Source organism: Antrihabitans stalactiti, from assembly GCF_012932915.1.
In the GTDB taxonomy this organism is placed as follows: Bacteria; Actinomycetota; Actinomycetes; order Mycobacteriales; family Mycobacteriaceae; genus Antrihabitans; species Antrihabitans stalactiti.
Genome location: NZ_VCQU01000007.1, coordinates 40097 through 54147 on the forward strand (window position 1 = coordinate 40097; position 14051 = coordinate 54147).

A 14051-nucleotide genomic window follows, 5' to 3' on the forward strand; every position below is an offset into this window, starting at 1 on the left:
ATCAAAGGCCTGTTGGATGAGCGGATCAGCGCAGAAAGCGAATGGAGGAGAAACACACTCCTCCCATATTTAACGTATATCGCACTAGGGGGCTTGCCGCAAGACCCCCGTTGTGCAGCAAAATTGCCGACCTAACCCAAAACTCGAAGATGGAGCTGACGAAATTTGACCTCCCTGACCACGAGTGCGTTCGACCTTCCCGCCAACCTTTCTGCTAAGGCTGACTCGGCCCTTATCGCTGCCGACGAGCAACATTTTGCGGCGATTTCCGACAGTCTCGAGCGATCCATCGCCAAATTGACCAGCCAGCTCGATGCCGCGCGCAAGGCGCCGGGCCGGCTGGGTCAGGAGGCGTTGGAGCGCGACATGTTGGTCCACCAGCTCAACGGTCAGTTACGTGCGCTGCGGCGCTACGGCCTCGACCTGTGCCTCGGTCGCATCGTCCGCGCAGACAACCCCGAGCCGATCTATGTGGGACGGCAAGGACTGCTGGACAGTGCGGGCAATCAGTTGCTGATCGACTGGCGCTCCCCCGCCGCCGAGCCGTTCTTCGGCGCGACCCACGGCAACCCGCAGGGTTTGGTCAGCCGTCGGCGGTATCGCTGGACGCGCGGGCGGATCAGCGACTACTGGGATGAAGTTTTTACCGCGGACGGCCTGGCGAGCAACGCCGCGCTCGACGACCAGTCCGCCTTCATCGCGAGCCTCGGCAGCAACCGATCACCACAGATGCGCGACGTGCTCGGCACCATTGCGGCCGACCAGGACGCGATCATCCGGGCAGGGTCCCGCGGTGCTCTCGTCGTCGACGGCGGTCCGGGCACCGGTAAAACGGTCGTCGCACTGCACCGGTCGGCGTATCTCCTCTACAGCGATCCGCGGCTTCGCCATGCTGTGCTGTTCGTCGGTCCGCACGAGCCCTACCTCGCCTACGTCGCCGATGTTCTCCCCAGTCTCGGCGAGGAGAGTGTGCAGCTCTGCACGCTGCGCGACCTGGTGTCCGAAGGTGCGACCGCGAAGCCCGAGACCGATCCTGAGGTGGCTCGACTGAAGTCGTCGGCCGAGCTCGTCAAGGCCATCGAGGCCGCCGTGAAGTTTTACGAGCAGCCGCCCAAGAAGGCGATGACGGTCGCCACCGACTGGTCCGACATCACCTTGACCCCGGACGACTGGGCCGAGGCCTTCGAAGCGGCGGATCCTGGCACGCCACACAACGAAGCGCGCGAGCAGATCTGGGAGCTGCTGCTCACGATCCTGATCGACAAGTCGGATGGCACTGTTCCCGCGGCCCAGCTGCGTCGGTCGTTGCTGCAGAACGACGACCTGCGGACCGCGCTCGACAACTCCTGGACGTTGATAGAAGCAGCAGACCTGGTCGGCGACCTGTGGTCGGTGCCTGCCTATCTGCGCAAATGCGCGCCATGGCTCAGCGCCGACGACGTCAGGACGCTGCAACGCGCGGACGCACAGAACTGGACGGTGTCGGACCTGCCGCTCTTGGACGCGGCACGTCAGCGACTAGGTGATCCCGAGGCCTCGCTACGCGAGCGGCGGGACAGCGCTGCCCTGGCTGCCGAACGCGAGCAGAGATCGAAGGTCATCGACGACCTGATCGCGTCCAACGAATTCGACGATGGCGAAGGGGTGATGACGCAACTTCGGCAGTTGAGCATCCAGGACGCCTTGATCGATGGGTCCGCGCTGTCGCGCGTCGAGCCGGACCTGCTCGCCGGACCGTTTGCCCACATCGTCGTCGACGAAGCGCAGGAACTCACCGACGCGGAGTGGCAGATGTTGTTGCTGCGCTGCCCGTCTCGCAGTTTCACGATCGTCGGCGACCGCGCCCAGGCGCGCCATGGCTTCACGGAAACGTGGCAGGAACGCCTCGAGCGAGTTGGACTCGACCGGGTCAGGCTGGCGTCGCTGAGCATCAACTACAGGACGCCGGAAGAGGTGATGGTCGAGGCCGAACCGGTCATTCGAGCGGCGCTCCCCGATGCCAACGTGCCGACGTCGGTCCGTAGCAGCGGCATTCCGGTCCGACATGGATCCGCGTCCGACCTGGACTCCATAGTCGACACCTGGCTCGCCGCGCATTCGGAAGGGATCGCGTGTGTCATCGGCGCGCCGTCGTATCGAACGAAGTCTCGTGTTCGGTCGCTGACTCCGCAGTTGGCGAAGGGCCTCGAATTCGACCTGGTCGTCCTCGTCGACCCTGTGTCGTTCGGCGACGGGATCGAAGGGGCGGTCGACCGCTATGTCGCCATGACCCGCGCGACGCAGCAGTTGGTCATCCTCACCACCCGTGTGCGCGTCTCACCCCCACAAGGGTGAAATTCACTCACGGTTCCGGCGGACTCCGCGGTAGATGCCTAGCCGGACGATCAGCGGTTGGAGAACGGTGTTGATCGTCCACGAGGGCAGCCGGAATGCGCGGCCGTTGGGGGCGAAGATCTGCAAGCCATCTCGTTGGGCGCCCAGGACCGACCCCCAACGGCGCCGCGGTGGCCGGTACCTCCGCAGCTTCCTTCCGGCCAGCTCGGCTCGAATGTTGTGGGCGAGCAACCGATCTGCACGATTGCGTGCCGAGGTCCGCAGTGGGTCCGTGGCAGCGACGTCTCCGATGGCGAACACACCGGGGTGGCCGGGGACGCGCAGGTCCGGGGTGACGCGGACGAAGCCGTTCGCGTCCAGCAGGTCCGTCGGTAGCCAGTCGGTGTTCGGCTGGACGCGGCCGACGGCCCACAGCACGGCGTCGGCGGTCGTCGCCGATTGGCCGGTGGACCACTCGACCGGCTTATCGGTGATGCGGTCGTGTGCGGCTGGCACTATTGCGCGATGGTCGGGGTGCATACCGACGCCTGACGCGCGCAGCCGCCGGCTGACCGTGCGCCACACCCGCGGATGGTGGCGCGGAAGTGCCTGGGCGCCTGGGTAATAGAGGTCGACGCGTTTGTCCGGCCACGTCGACGCGATGTTCGCGGCGCTACTGACCGCCGCGGCCCCACCGCCGATGATCACGACCGACGACGCCGAGGCGACTCGGTTGTGGGCAGCGCGCAGGTCGGCGTCGACGTCCGCCGCCGATTGGAGGTTCGGTCTACGCCAGAAGCCGTTCGTCACGCCCGTCGAGATGACAAGGACGTCGTACTGCTCGTCGGCCGTCGTGCCGTCAGCGAATCGGACGGTGACAGTTCGCTCGGCCAGGTCGACGGCGGTCAGAGTGGCGTGCACCGTACGGACCGAGTCGAGGCGCCGGAACCGGTCGAAGGTGACGCGGTAGTCGCGAGCCCATACGTCTGGCCTGGTCAGGCGAATGCCCAGTTCCTGGCCGCTGACCAGGCCCGGCTTGGCCGAAATGCCGACAATATCGGCGTGACGGGACAGATTGATCGCCGTGAGCAGACCGCTGTCGCCAAGCCCGGCGACAACCACACGCGGTCGGCTCACACGCGCACCCGCCGCGGTGGACGCGGCACGAATCGCGATACTCGGTCGATCACGGCTTGGTAGTCGGGGCGACGCTCGACGCTCCGCTTCTCCATCATCGGGATGCTGGCGCCGAGGAACATCGCCAACATCGCGAGTGCGCCAAGGAAGAGCCACCACGCATCCGCCGGCGACGCGGCGACGCCGAACAACGCGAGCGCGAACCAGAAGCTCACCTCACCGAAGTAGTTCGGGTGCCGCGACCAACTCCACACACCCGTCGCCATGACTTGGCCCGGTTGCCGTTGCTTGGTGAAGCGGTGCAATTGCGTGTCCGCGACGAGTTCGAGGGTCACTGCTCCGAGGCCGACGATGAAGGCAACGACATCGAGCCAGCCGAAAGCTCGTCCCGACGCCGTGACTGCGACGTACACCGGAAGCAGGCCGAGAAAGACCTGTCCCGTCGGAAAGAGATGGATCGCAAAAAGATCGACGACGAATTCGGCACGGCCCGCCCTGGACTTCAGCATCGGGTACCGCCAGTCCTCGTGCCGCAGTCCGGGAAACGTCGCGACCCAGTTGCCGGTCAGGCGAATTGCCCACAGCAGGATCAGGACCGTGATGAAGGCGCTGCGGATGTCGTTCGTATCAGGGCTGCTGTGGATCCACCAATACAGCGTGAGCAGCGGCGGAAGGACACTCCAGTACGGGTCGTAGCAGCTGGAGTTGCGGTAGAAGCGACTCGCGGCGAACACCACGACCGTGGCAAGTATGTCGGCGATCAACGAGTCGAGCCACAGGCGACCGGTGGGCGGCCCCCACACCAGCCAGGCGAAACCCACCGCGAATGCGACAACATAGACCACCGAGATGCGCGCCAGCGACGCTGCTTTGCCCACAGCCTCCACAGTAGAGCGGGTGCAACGTGATTCAATTCGTTCCATGCGAAAAGCCCTGCTGGTGTTCGCGTTTGTCGGTGGCTTGCTGCTTGCTTGGGCTCCGTCGGCGAGTGCAGCCGACCCCTCGTGGTCCGGCGACTACTCCTTGAAGCGATTCGCCGCGTCGAAGACCGGAACGAGTTTGGCAGCACGACAAGGCGAGCCGGACTTCTCCGACACCTACACTTTCGCCACCAGCTGCACGAGCGGGACGTGCGTGGCGACAGTCGTCGGCGGACCGAAGCCCGCGAATCCCACACTCCCCCAACCGGCGACCTACACCTGGGACGGCACCAGCTGGGTACATCCCTACGACTGGCAATGGGACTGCTACATGGGCGAAGGCGTTCCGAAGGTGTGGGCACCTGCGCATTCGGAGGCGTACTACACGCCGCAACCCGACGGCACGCTGACCGGCTCGTGGCGCACCGACATCGCAAGCGGTCCGTGCGAGGGCTCGGTGATCATGCAGGTCGCGGCCTACCCGGTCCGTCCGCCTGCGAGTCCGTTCGGGAGCTGATCGCCGCACGCAGGACGGTAGCGCCCGGTCCGGTGAGCTCGTCTAGCGCAACCCGGCGGCCACTGATCGCCAGCAACAGCGACAACGCCGGACCTGCAACGTCCGAACCTTCACCGATCGTCACGTCGGCGTCGGTTGCCGTCAGCCTGATGCCGGCAATTGATTCCTTTGCCCCGCCCAAAGATGCAGACGTGCGAGCCTGCAGGCGGAGGGCTCTGACGACCGCGTCGCGCGGGTAGTTCCGGGTTAGGCCGAGCGGTCGGCGGATGTCTTCACCGTGGACGATTTCTTCGACAATCCTCGTATCGAGGTGTGCGGGCGGAGTCGACGTGCGTGTCGCTACTCGACGAAGCTGCTCGAGCGTTTCCTGCGGTGAGGCGCCACGCCAGCGCTCCACGCCGCGAGTGTTCTGCCGGTCGAAATCGAACCGAGCTCGTGCTAGGGCGATTACAAAACTTAGCCGCGTGGTCCGGGCGGTGTCGATCAAATGCGCGACGACGTCGTGCACCGACCACTCCCCACATAACGACGGCTCGTCCCACTGCTGATCGTCGATCGCCTCGAGGTCCGCGATCAACGCTGCCCGCTCCGCATGCACGATCGTCCACACATCTGCCACGTTTGCTCCTTGGGTTCAGGGTTTCAGAGTTGAGACCGTCGCTGCCGCGAGAACTCATCGGTCTGCCGTGTCGGACCCCGGCGCTAGCTTCGACGTATGAGCACATTGTCGATGACTTCAACCGAACGAGAAGAGTTCCTTGCTGGCGTCCACATCGGTGTTTTCGCAGTGGGACGAGACGGCGAAGCCCCGTTAGCGGCGCCGGTTTGGTACCGCTACGCAGACGGCGTGGTAGAGATAGTGACTGCGGCACGCACCCGGAAGGTCGGGGTACTGCGGAAGTCGCCCGAGGCCACCCTGTGCGTCCAGCGCGAGGAGAACCCGCCCGCCTACGTCACGGTCGAGGGCACGGTCACCATCGAACCTTTGCCCGAAGGCCTGGTCACCGAGATCGCCGCTCGCTACCTCGGTCCGAAAGGCGCTGCGAAGTACGCAGAGACGGCCGAAGACGACACGCTGCTTCGGTTGCACGTCCGCACGTGGCGATCGACCGACTTCGCGAAACTTGGTTGACCTCCTATTCGTCCAATTCAGGGTCGTAGCGCTGAGACGACCCTGGGATACATGACAACGCACGATGAATTCGCACAGCTGCTCGATGATTGGAATGCAGCCCTCATCGCCAACGACGCTGAGCGAATCGCTGAATTTGCCACTGCAGAATGGACTTTCGTCTCGCAAGACGGAGTCACCCCGGGGCGCCAATTTCTCGAGGCGGTCGCAAACGGGACCGTGTCCCACGACACCATGAGCAGTGACTTGATCTCGGTCCGTGTATACGGCGACGTTGCGGTGGTCGTCGCGCGGGTCGTGAATTCGGGCTACTTCCAAGGCACGCGATTCGAGAACGACGAATGGACCTCTGACGTCTTTATCCGCCAAGACGGTCGTTGGCGTTGCGTGTTGACGCACCTCACGCCTGCACGGTGACGTTGCGAGCGACCACCGCGTCGAGTGCATAGAAATGGTCGAACTGAGGCGCTGATTCGCCACCGTTTCTATGCGCTCGGCGGCGCAAGATATCTCTTGACTCGCACGTATGTTCTACGTAAAATAGGTGGCATGGGGTTGGGGGAGGTTCTCGAAGCGATCGACATGCTCGACACAGTCGAACCGTGGCGCTACACCACCACCCAGTTGATGGATGTGCTCCCGGAACTGTCCGGAGCAATCCACACGTTGGAAGCGATGCGGGTCGCGTTGGTCGCCGAACTCGACAAACACGGTGTCCCCGGAGGGCTCGGAGCCACCTCGACCGCGACCTGGTTGGCCAACCGCACCTCACTCTCACCTGGGGAGTCGAACCGGATCCTCACACTCGGGGTCGCATTGGAGGCCTACCCCGACATCGCCGCGGCGTATCAGGCGAAGGAGATCAACGCCGACGCGGCGCGGTTGATCGTGGCGTTCCTGGAAAAACCCCCACCGGGCATGCCGGTGGAAGCGGTGGACTCGGTGCGGGCGTTTCTGCTCGACGCCGCCAAACCTGGTGATCTGCGGGAGTTGCGGGTGCATATCGCGCGGTTGCGGGAAACGTTCGAGGCCGACGACACCCCGGCCAGTGAGGACACCGACCGCAACGAGTTCTACGCCTCCACCACACTCAACGGGCGAATGGCAGTCAAAGGCGACTTCGACGCCGAAACCGGGGAAATGCTGTTGGCGGCGTTGTCACCACTGTCGATACCACGCCCCACCGACGAAGCGGGTCCAGACAACCGGACTCCGGCGCAACGCCGGGCGGACGGGTTCACCGAGATTCTGCGTCGCTACCTCGACTCCGGTGCCAGCCCCGACGACGGCGGCGAACGACCACACCTGCATCTGCATATTCAGGCCAATGATTTGGCCGGTCAAGAACCCGCGACGGAGGCGGTGTCGGACAAGCCGGACAATGCCTACTTCTTCGACTTGTTCGGCAAAACGACTGTGGGACACTTGCCGTGGATGGGTGCGATGAGCATCGAAGGAGCGCGGCGAATTGCCTGCGATTCTGTGGTGCACCCGATCGTGATGGACGACAACGGTTCCCCGCTCAATCTGGGCCGTAGCGTGCGGACGGCGAACCGCAAACTCCGCCGCGCCCTCCTCGCTCGCGACGGTGGGTGCGCGTTCCGGGGCTGCGGGAGACCGGCCGCGTGGTGCGACGCGCACCATATTCAGCATTGGATCGACGGCGGCGCAACGGATTTGGACAACCTCGTCCTGCTCTGCCGGTTCCACCACCGACTGATCCACCACAGTGAATGGGAGGTCGTGATGGGCCGAGACCGGCACCCCTGGTTCATCCCACCCGCCAGGATCGATCCGTTGCGAAGACCCATCGCGGCACATGGCCGCGCGAATCCGCAAGCGGCGTAACACAACTACGAAACCCAAGGCTCTGCATCGGACCACCAACCGATGCAGAGCCAACGTGCATTTGGTACAACGGGTTACGAGCGATAGGGGGCGCGGTGGCGACAGACCACGCACTTGGCAAGCGAGACACGACGTCGCCTGGCACACCGTGCTGGGTCGAGTCGTTTCAGCCGAATCCACGAGCAGCGACCGAATTCTATGGATCGCTGTTCGGCTGGACATTCGACGAGGCCACCCCGATGCCGACGGGGCTCGACGGCGAGTACTTCACTGCACGACTCGACGGGCGGCGAGTAGCTGGGATCGGTCAAGCACCCCCGTCGACGCCGGCGGGTTGGGTGGTCCACGTGCGAGTCGACGACATCGCCGAGACCCTTGCTCGTGCCGAACACGCGGGCGGCACACCCCTGATCGGCCCGCTTACCGCCGGCTCCGACGGCCAGTTCGCGCTCCTTGCCGACGCAACGGGAGTGCCTTTCTGCGTGTGGCAGTCCGGCGACCGGAATGGCGCCGAGGTGGTCGACGAACCGAACTCGTGGGCAATGAGCTCGCTGCACACGACCGACCTCGAGCGAGCAAATGCGTTCTACGGCAATCTGTTCGGTTGGGAGCTCGCATCCGTTCCGGGCGCCGGCTTCGCCCAGTGGCGCCGCGGGGACCGTCTCGTCGCGGTCGTGACCGCGACGGACGGCATTGCCGTTCCACCGCACTGGAGTATCAATTTCGCCATTTCGGACGTCGACGATTTCGCTGCTCGTGCGGTCACGCTGGGTGGCTCGATCCTGATGCCACCCACGAACTCTCCCGGCTTTCGCAATGCCGTCGTCGCCGACCCCCAAGGTGGCGTGGTCGCGGTCAGCGCGAGACCAGCCGTTTAGGCGGCATACTCGGCAGCGACATCGAGGACCCAGGTGACGCCGAATTGGTCGGTGAGCATGCCGTACAACGGTGCCCAGCCAGCGGGTGCGAGGGGCGCGACGACCGTCCCGTGGGCGCTGAGCCGCTCCCAGTAGCTGGTGATTTCGGCGGTATCCTTGCCGCGAATCGAGACGAAGAACGCTTCGTTGCCTTGGCTCCACGCTCGCGAGGACGGCACGTCGAAGGCCATGATCTGGAAGCCGTCATCGGAAGTCACTTGGCCCCAGATGATCTGGTCGGCTTCTTCGGGGTTGGTCACACTGCGGGCGTCTTGGTAGGTGATGGCAACGAGGTCACCGCCGAAGACCGACTGGTAGAACTCCAGCGCAGCGCGTGCGTCGCCGCGGAGGTTGATGTGGGTGACGGTGTTGATGCTCATGGTTACTCCTTGGTGTCGTGTGCGTACACGGCAATACTTCAAGGAGAAGCGGACAGGATGTGTCCGCTACTCGGGGCATGATGAAGATATGCAGAAAACTTCGTCGCGACTTCTGGCGTTGCTCTCGCTGCTTCAGGCGCGTCGGGACTGGCCCGGCACGCTCCTGGCCGAACGCCTGGATATCAGCGCACGGACCGTGCGGCGCGACGTCGACCGGCTCCGCGAGTTGGGCTATCCCATAGTGGCGTTCAAGGGTCCCGACGGTGGTTACCGTCTCGACGCCGGTTCCGAATTGCCGCCGCTCCTGTTCGACGACGAGCAAGCGGTCGCGCTGGCGATCGCCTTGCAAATTGCGACGACCACCGGCGCGGGTATCGAGGAGGCCGCCGCCCGCGCGTTGACGACGGTGCGGCAGGTCATGCCCTCGCGTCTACGCAATCGGATCGACGCCATTCAAGTCTCAGTCGCCGAACGAGCAGCGAGTCAACCGAATCCGCAGGTCGACAGCACTGTGCTGCTAGCCCTCAGCGCCGCGGTCCATGCCGGAATGGTTCTTCGGTTCGACTACTCCCCTGCGTCGCCGGATGCCCCGCCCCGCCGCGTGGAGCCCCATCATGTCGTCGCGTGGGGCGGCCGTTGGTATCTCGTCGCTTGGGACCTCGACCGCGCAGAGTGGCGGACCTTTCGCGCCGATCGGATCACGCCGCGCACCCCGACCGGTCCGCGGTTCGTGCCGCGCGAGTTACCAGGCGGGGACGTCGCGGCCTTCGTCAACAGCCGATTCCGCGGTGGCGACAGCGAATGGCCGTGCCGGGGCGAGGTGATCCTCGAACTCCCCGCGACGGCCGTCACCCCCTTTGTCGACGACGGAGTGGTCGAAAATCTCGGACCGAACCGGTGCCGGGTGGTTCTGGGCTCATGGTCGTGGGTGGGTTTGGCTGCGTCGATCGGGCGATTCGACGCCGATATCGAGGTCATCGATCCGCAGGAACTGAAGAATGCGTTCGCGAACCTGGCTCGCCGCTACGCCCGCGCCACTGCTCAATGATTCAATTCATTCGAGGAAATCAATTATTCGAGCAATCCCCGCCCAGCGTCCGTGCATACTCGGGTTGCGTTGCTTGTCTGTGAGATCGATTTCCCGCGTGCGCTGAACAATTGCCTGCGACCACTGCTGGAGGCCCGATGACTTCTGCCGATCCTGTAGCTCCAGCGCAAGTGTCCGGGTTCGCGGGAACAATGACGGTCGCCGCGATGGGCCTCGGGTACAGCATCTCGATGACGGACCCCACCATCCTCTCTGCGAATATCTCGGAAATCCGCGCTGGTCTCGACATGACCAGCAGCACGGCCAGTTTCGTAGCGAGCCTTGCCACGCTCGCGCTCGCCGCGGCAGTACTCGGGGCAGGCGCGTTAGGCGACCTCTACGGCAAGAAGCGATTGTTCGTCATCGGTTCGGTCGGCGCTGTCGTGTTCAACGTCGTAGCGGCTACCGCGCCTAACAGCGCGACCCTCATGGTCGCCCGGGCCGGCGCGGGCGTGGGATTCGCGCTCCTCCTAGGACTTTCGTTGGCCATCGTCAACGACGTCTTCCCACCCGAACGCCGAGCCGCGGCGATCTCGCTGTATCTCGGGGCATCATTCGCGTTCTCGGCTCCGCAACCTGCGATCGGGAGCCTGTTGGCGGAGCATTTCGGCTGGCGCACAGGGTTCCTCGTCGCACCAGTGGTTGCGGTGATTACGTTGCTCATCACCTTGCGGTATGTGCCCGAAACCCCCCGCGCTCCGCGAAAGCCCGATCTGGTGGGCGTCGGATTGGTGGCGGTCGCCCTTCTCGCGATCGTGTACGGAATCTCGCGCCTCGCAGAGGGTTTGAAGCCGAGCGCGCTCGTGCCGATCATCATTGGACTGATCGCCGCCGCCGGTTTCGTGATACGCGAGTTGCGGACCCCCACACCGGCATTGGACCTCCATATCTTTCGTTCCAAGAGCGTCTCTGTCGCAGTGTCTGCGGGGGTTACCAAGAACTTTCTCACCGGCGGCTGCACGATCCTCTTCGCGTATTACATCGTCGCTATCCGTGGGGAATCGCCCGCACTGCTCGGACTTCTGCTCGTACCAGCGACGATCCTGCAGGCGTTCGCAGCTATCGGTTCGGGCCGATTGGCGGACCGCATCGGAAACAAATCTGTTCTCGTTATTGGGCTCGCCCTGTTGTTGGCCGGTTTACTCGTCCTGACCGTGCTGGAGAAAGACAGCCCGATGGTCGTGTTGTTTACTGCAATCGTTTTGATTTGCCTGGGTGGTGCAGTTGTTCAAACACCACAATCGACGATCATGATGAGCAGTGCGCCGCCAGGCCTCAGCGGTGCTGTGGCGGCTCTGAAATCAGCGACCGGCCAAGCCGGCTATTCCTTGGGTCCGACTTTGTTCGCACTCATCGGGACCGCGATCTTCGTACAGGATGGCGCGCGCAAATTGGCCGTCTCCAACATCACCGAAGAACAAGCGCGGGAAGCACTTCGAGTCGCGCATGGCGGTACGGAATCAGGTAGCGGTGGGACGAACGTGCTCGATCCGGATCGGGCACGTGCGGTGGTTGCAGCGGCGACCGACAGCATGGTCGATGCCATTCATACCTTGAGTTTCATCATGGCGGCCGTCCCCATTGCCGCGATCATTCTCGCGCTGGTGCTTTTGCGTCCCGATAAACGCTCCGCACCTGCGTGATTTCACCCAAGCAGTCAGGCGGTTTGTGCTTAGGTGTGAAATAACAACGAAAGAAAGGACTCTCCATGACTAAGAAGTCGTCGGCCAGCGTATTTCTCGGCATTGCGGCAGCCGGAGCGTTGTCTCTCGGCCTCGCACCGAGCGCGTCCGCACAACCGGTCGGGCCGTGGGGCGTAGAGGGTCCGTGCGCGGGCATCGCCGCGAGCGATTGTCTGTGGACCCCATCGGCGGACGGCTTGACCTGGAGTCTCTACAACCGCTCGGCGCACTACGACAAGGCAGGCAACTTCGTGTGCCAGACCGGATACTTGGTGAACGACGCCGCCGGATGCGAGGGCATGATGGTCGCGGTCCGAGCGTTGCCGCAGCTGCCAATTGGCGACTGGATTTGGGCAGTCGCCAACTAGCGCTGGCTGATAGCCGTCAGGCGGTGTTCATCGGGTTCGTCGGGCTGGTCGGGTTCAGCGGACTCAGCGGATTGGCCGGGTTCATTTCGTTCTGCGGGTTCCCGGGGTTCAGCGGGCTCAACGGGTTTGTCGGATCATTGAGATCGCCGCCTGCAGGCCCCTTGGGGAGCGGATTCGGCGTGGCGTTCGGATCTGCGACCCATGGACCATTCGCGCAAATCGGATTCCCTTGCGCCAATATGCATCGGGGATCCAACGGTCCGGACGGGTTGACCTGGCGAGGCGTCAGGATGCTGGAGACCTCTCCAACAGCAGGCATCGCGTACGCCGCTCCTGCCGCAGCCGACCAAGCGATTCCAACAAACACCGCAACCCCAGCTGTTCGAAGATTCACCCTGCTCATCCGTCTCTCCCTACCTGCGGACCTAGTTTGACCATGCTGACCTACCTGTCCCCCGATATTGTCATATTCGCAATTCGGCGGAGGTGAAACAGTCCTAGGCGAATTCGATAGTTTTGGCAGATTCAACCGAGGGAATAGTTCGGCAGATCGATCGCGTCGGCGATCGTGAACCACTTCTTCTCGGCGTACGAGCGAAACGGCCAGCGCTGCATCCATTTCATGATTCCGGTTCGGATCGCGATCTCGCTCGGTGTCGCCGGCATATAGGTATCGAGGTCGTTGGCCAGGTGCTGACAGCTCTCGATGTATGGCGCCATGATGGCTTCGTAGCGCTCGAATGCCGCTGCAATGCCTGCAGTGTCGAGTGATTCTGCGGGACCCAGCTCACCGGCAAGAACATACGAACCGACCAGCGCCAAACTGGTTCCCATTCCGCTCAAAGGCGATGCGCAGTAACCTGCGTCGCCGACCAATGTCACCCGGCCACGCGAGACCGTCGGCATGTGCACTTGAGCGAAGGAATCGAAATAGAAGTCGTCGGCCTCGGCGGCTGCTGCGAGAAGTTCATCGCAGTGCCACCCCTGGCCTGCCAGTCGCTCTTCCAACAGCCCGCGTTGCTGTGCCACATCGTGGCGGTCGTAGTCGATTGGCTCCGACCGAAACGCCAGACCGGCTTTCGCAATGTGGGGATCGTGCGACGGCCGCATCGATGCGTTGATTCCGGGCGCTTGGTACAGCAGGTACCAACCGTCGAGGCCGACCGTATCCGGTGCTGTGAACCAGGCGTGGTACCCACCAAGCGGTACGACGAACTGCTCTTCAGGCCCGAACACCAACCGCCGTACCGCCGAATGCGGACCGTCTGCCCCGACCACGAGATCGACCGTCAGCGACGTGCCGTCGGTCAGCGTGACGTCGACCGCGTCCCCACGGTCCGAGAGCGCGGAAATCCTTGTGCTGAAACGGTACTCGACGCCGTCTTTCGTAGCCTGATATAGCCCGTCCGCCAGGTCGCCTCGAAGAATCTCCAATTGGGAGATCAAGCCGTTGCCGTGAAACGCCGTTACCGGCATTTCGGCACGTCGACTGCCGTCGGACCGCACCCACGCCGCGCCTGCTTGGTCGAGGGACCGTGACCGCATCTCCTCGAGCAAGCCCATGCGCTGCACGACCTCGCGGCCTGCACCGCGTAGGTCGACGGTTTGACCACCCGGGCGTATCCCATCGGCGAGTTCGAGAACGATTACCCGGTAATCTGATTCGCTCAGCCAGTACGCCAGCGAGGGGCCTGCAAGTCCGGCGCCGCTGATCAGAACCGTCGGTGCGTTCATGATCGTCAGCTTAGAA

15 protein-coding genes are annotated in these 14051 nt (G+C 63.7%); 9 read left to right on the forward strand and 6 right to left on the reverse strand.

Annotated elements, in window-relative coordinates; all coding sequences use genetic code 11:
- Positions 1-165: 165 nt before the first annotated feature.
- Positions 166-2334, forward strand: a complete 2169-nt coding sequence (gene helR, locus FGL95_RS19565; RefSeq protein WP_169589938.1) for an RNA polymerase recycling motor ATPase HelR — start codon at positions 166-168, stop codon at positions 2332-2334.
- A gap of 3 nt (positions 2335-2337) precedes the next feature.
- Here the strand turns inward: helR and FGL95_RS19570 are convergent, their stop codons facing one another.
- Positions 2338-3450 (reverse strand): FAD-dependent oxidoreductase, encoded by a 1113-nt coding sequence (locus tag FGL95_RS19570; RefSeq protein WP_169589944.1) that lies wholly within the window; start codon positions 3448-3450, stop codon positions 2338-2340.
- Positions 3447-4373 (reverse strand): DUF1295 domain-containing protein, encoded by a 927-nt coding sequence (locus FGL95_RS19575; RefSeq protein WP_169589946.1) that lies wholly within the window; start codon positions 4371-4373, stop codon positions 3447-3449. Before FGL95_RS19575 ends, FGL95_RS19570 begins: the two co-directional genes overlap by 4 nt.
- Here FGL95_RS19575 and FGL95_RS19580 point away from each other — a divergent pair.
- Positions 4372-4887: an Rv2253 family sensor-like surface protein gene (locus FGL95_RS19580; RefSeq protein ID WP_169589948.1), complete on the forward strand. Its 516-nt coding sequence runs from the start codon at positions 4372-4374 to the stop codon at positions 4885-4887. The genes FGL95_RS19575 and FGL95_RS19580 overlap by 2 nt on opposite strands.
- Here the strand turns inward: FGL95_RS19580 and FGL95_RS19585 are convergent.
- Positions 4832-5506 carry a maleylpyruvate isomerase family mycothiol-dependent enzyme gene (locus tag FGL95_RS19585; RefSeq protein WP_169589949.1) on the reverse strand — a complete coding sequence of 225 codons (675 nt, stop codon included), beginning with the start codon at positions 5504-5506 and terminating at the stop codon, positions 4832-4834. The genes FGL95_RS19580 and FGL95_RS19585 overlap by 56 nt on opposite strands.
- 96 nt (positions 5507-5602) lie before the next feature.
- On the opposite strand from FGL95_RS19585, the gene FGL95_RS19590 reads away from it, so the two are divergent.
- The 4 genes from FGL95_RS19590 to FGL95_RS19605 all read left to right on the forward strand — a co-directional run bounded on the left by FGL95_RS19590 (position 5603) and on the right by FGL95_RS19605 (position 8745).
- Positions 5603-6019 (forward strand): pyridoxamine 5'-phosphate oxidase family protein, encoded by a 417-nt coding sequence (locus tag FGL95_RS19590; RefSeq protein ID WP_169589951.1) that lies wholly within the window; start codon positions 5603-5605, stop codon positions 6017-6019.
- A gap of 51 nt (positions 6020-6070) precedes the next feature.
- Complete coding sequence (locus FGL95_RS19595; protein WP_169589953.1) at positions 6071-6436, forward strand: nuclear transport factor 2 family protein; 366 nt, start codon at positions 6071-6073, stop codon at positions 6434-6436.
- A gap of 132 nt (positions 6437-6568) precedes the next feature.
- A complete protein-coding gene (locus FGL95_RS19600; RefSeq protein ID WP_169589955.1) occupies positions 6569-7867 on the forward strand; it encodes an HNH endonuclease signature motif containing protein in 1299 nt (432 codons plus the stop codon).
- A gap of 95 nt (positions 7868-7962) precedes the next feature.
- On the forward strand, positions 7963-8745 hold the full coding sequence (locus FGL95_RS19605) for a VOC family protein (protein ID WP_206072121.1): 783 nt from the start codon (positions 7963-7965) through the stop codon (positions 8743-8745).
- Here the strand turns inward: FGL95_RS19605 and FGL95_RS19610 are convergent.
- Entirely contained in the window at positions 8742-9164 is a 423-nt protein-coding gene (locus tag FGL95_RS19610) for a VOC family protein (RefSeq protein ID WP_169589958.1), read from the reverse strand. The two genes, FGL95_RS19605 and FGL95_RS19610, sit on opposite strands and share 4 nt — an antisense overlap.
- 88 nt (positions 9165-9252) lie before the next feature.
- On the opposite strand from FGL95_RS19610, the gene FGL95_RS19615 reads away from it, so the two are divergent.
- From FGL95_RS19615 to FGL95_RS19625, 3 genes are all read left to right on the forward strand, one after another.
- The gene (locus FGL95_RS19615; protein ID WP_169589960.1) at positions 9253-10212 is read left to right on the forward strand and encodes a helix-turn-helix transcriptional regulator; all 960 of its coding nucleotides are present in this window, start codon (positions 9253-9255) and stop codon (positions 10210-10212) included.
- Positions 10213-10349: 137 nt separating this feature from the next.
- Entirely contained in the window at positions 10350-11894 is a 1545-nt protein-coding gene (locus tag FGL95_RS19620) for an MFS transporter (protein ID WP_240963169.1), read from the forward strand.
- A 65-nt stretch (positions 11895-11959) separates the two neighbouring features.
- Complete coding sequence (locus tag FGL95_RS19625) at positions 11960-12301, forward strand: hypothetical protein (protein WP_169589961.1); 342 nt, start codon at positions 11960-11962, stop codon at positions 12299-12301.
- A 16-nt stretch (positions 12302-12317) separates the two neighbouring features.
- Here FGL95_RS19625 and FGL95_RS19630 read toward each other — a convergent pair whose 3' ends face one another.
- Together FGL95_RS19630 and FGL95_RS19635 are read right to left on the reverse strand one after the other, a co-directional pair.
- A complete protein-coding gene (locus FGL95_RS19630) occupies positions 12318-12620 on the reverse strand; it encodes a hypothetical protein (RefSeq protein WP_169589855.1) in 303 nt (100 codons plus the stop codon).
- A 206-nt stretch (positions 12621-12826) separates the two neighbouring features.
- Positions 12827-14035, reverse strand: coding sequence for an FAD-dependent monooxygenase (locus tag FGL95_RS19635; protein WP_169589963.1), 1209 nt, complete (start codon positions 14033-14035; stop codon positions 12827-12829).
- Positions 14036-14051 lie beyond the last annotated feature (16 nt).

What these genes read in the sequence shown, in the direction of transcription:
- FGL95_RS19580 (WP_169589948.1), top strand. Translation starts at nt 4,372, where the DNA reads ATGCGAAAAGCCCTGCTGGTGTTCGCGTTTGTCGGTGGCTTGCTGCTT.
- FGL95_RS19575 (WP_169589946.1), bottom strand. Translation starts at nt 4,373, where the DNA reads ATGGAACGAATTGAATCACGTTGCACCCGCTCTACTGTGGAGGCTGTG.
- FGL95_RS19590 (WP_169589951.1), top strand. Translation starts at nt 5,603, where the DNA reads ATGAGCACATTGTCGATGACTTCAACCGAACGAGAAGAGTTCCTTGCT.
- FGL95_RS19595 (WP_169589953.1), top strand. Translation starts at nt 6,071, where the DNA reads ATGACAACGCACGATGAATTCGCACAGCTGCTCGATGATTGGAATGCA.
- FGL95_RS19600 (WP_169589955.1), top strand. Translation starts at nt 6,569, where the DNA reads ATGGGGTTGGGGGAGGTTCTCGAAGCGATCGACATGCTCGACACAGTC.
- FGL95_RS19610 (WP_169589958.1), bottom strand. Translation starts at nt 9,164, where the DNA reads ATGAGCATCAACACCGTCACCCACATCAACCTCCGCGGCGACGCACGC.
- FGL95_RS19615 (WP_169589960.1), top strand. Translation starts at nt 9,253, where the DNA reads ATGCAGAAAACTTCGTCGCGACTTCTGGCGTTGCTCTCGCTGCTTCAG.
- FGL95_RS19620 (WP_240963169.1), top strand. Translation starts at nt 10,350, where the DNA reads ATGACTTCTGCCGATCCTGTAGCTCCAGCGCAAGTGTCCGGGTTCGCG.
- FGL95_RS19625 (WP_169589961.1), top strand. Translation starts at nt 11,960, where the DNA reads ATGACTAAGAAGTCGTCGGCCAGCGTATTTCTCGGCATTGCGGCAGCC.
- FGL95_RS19630 (WP_169589855.1), bottom strand. Translation starts at nt 12,620, where the DNA reads ATGCCTGCTGTTGGAGAGGTCTCCAGCATCCTGACGCCTCGCCAGGTC.
- FGL95_RS19635 (WP_169589963.1), bottom strand. Translation starts at nt 14,035, where the DNA reads ATGAACGCACCGACGGTTCTGATCAGCGGCGCCGGACTTGCAGGCCCC.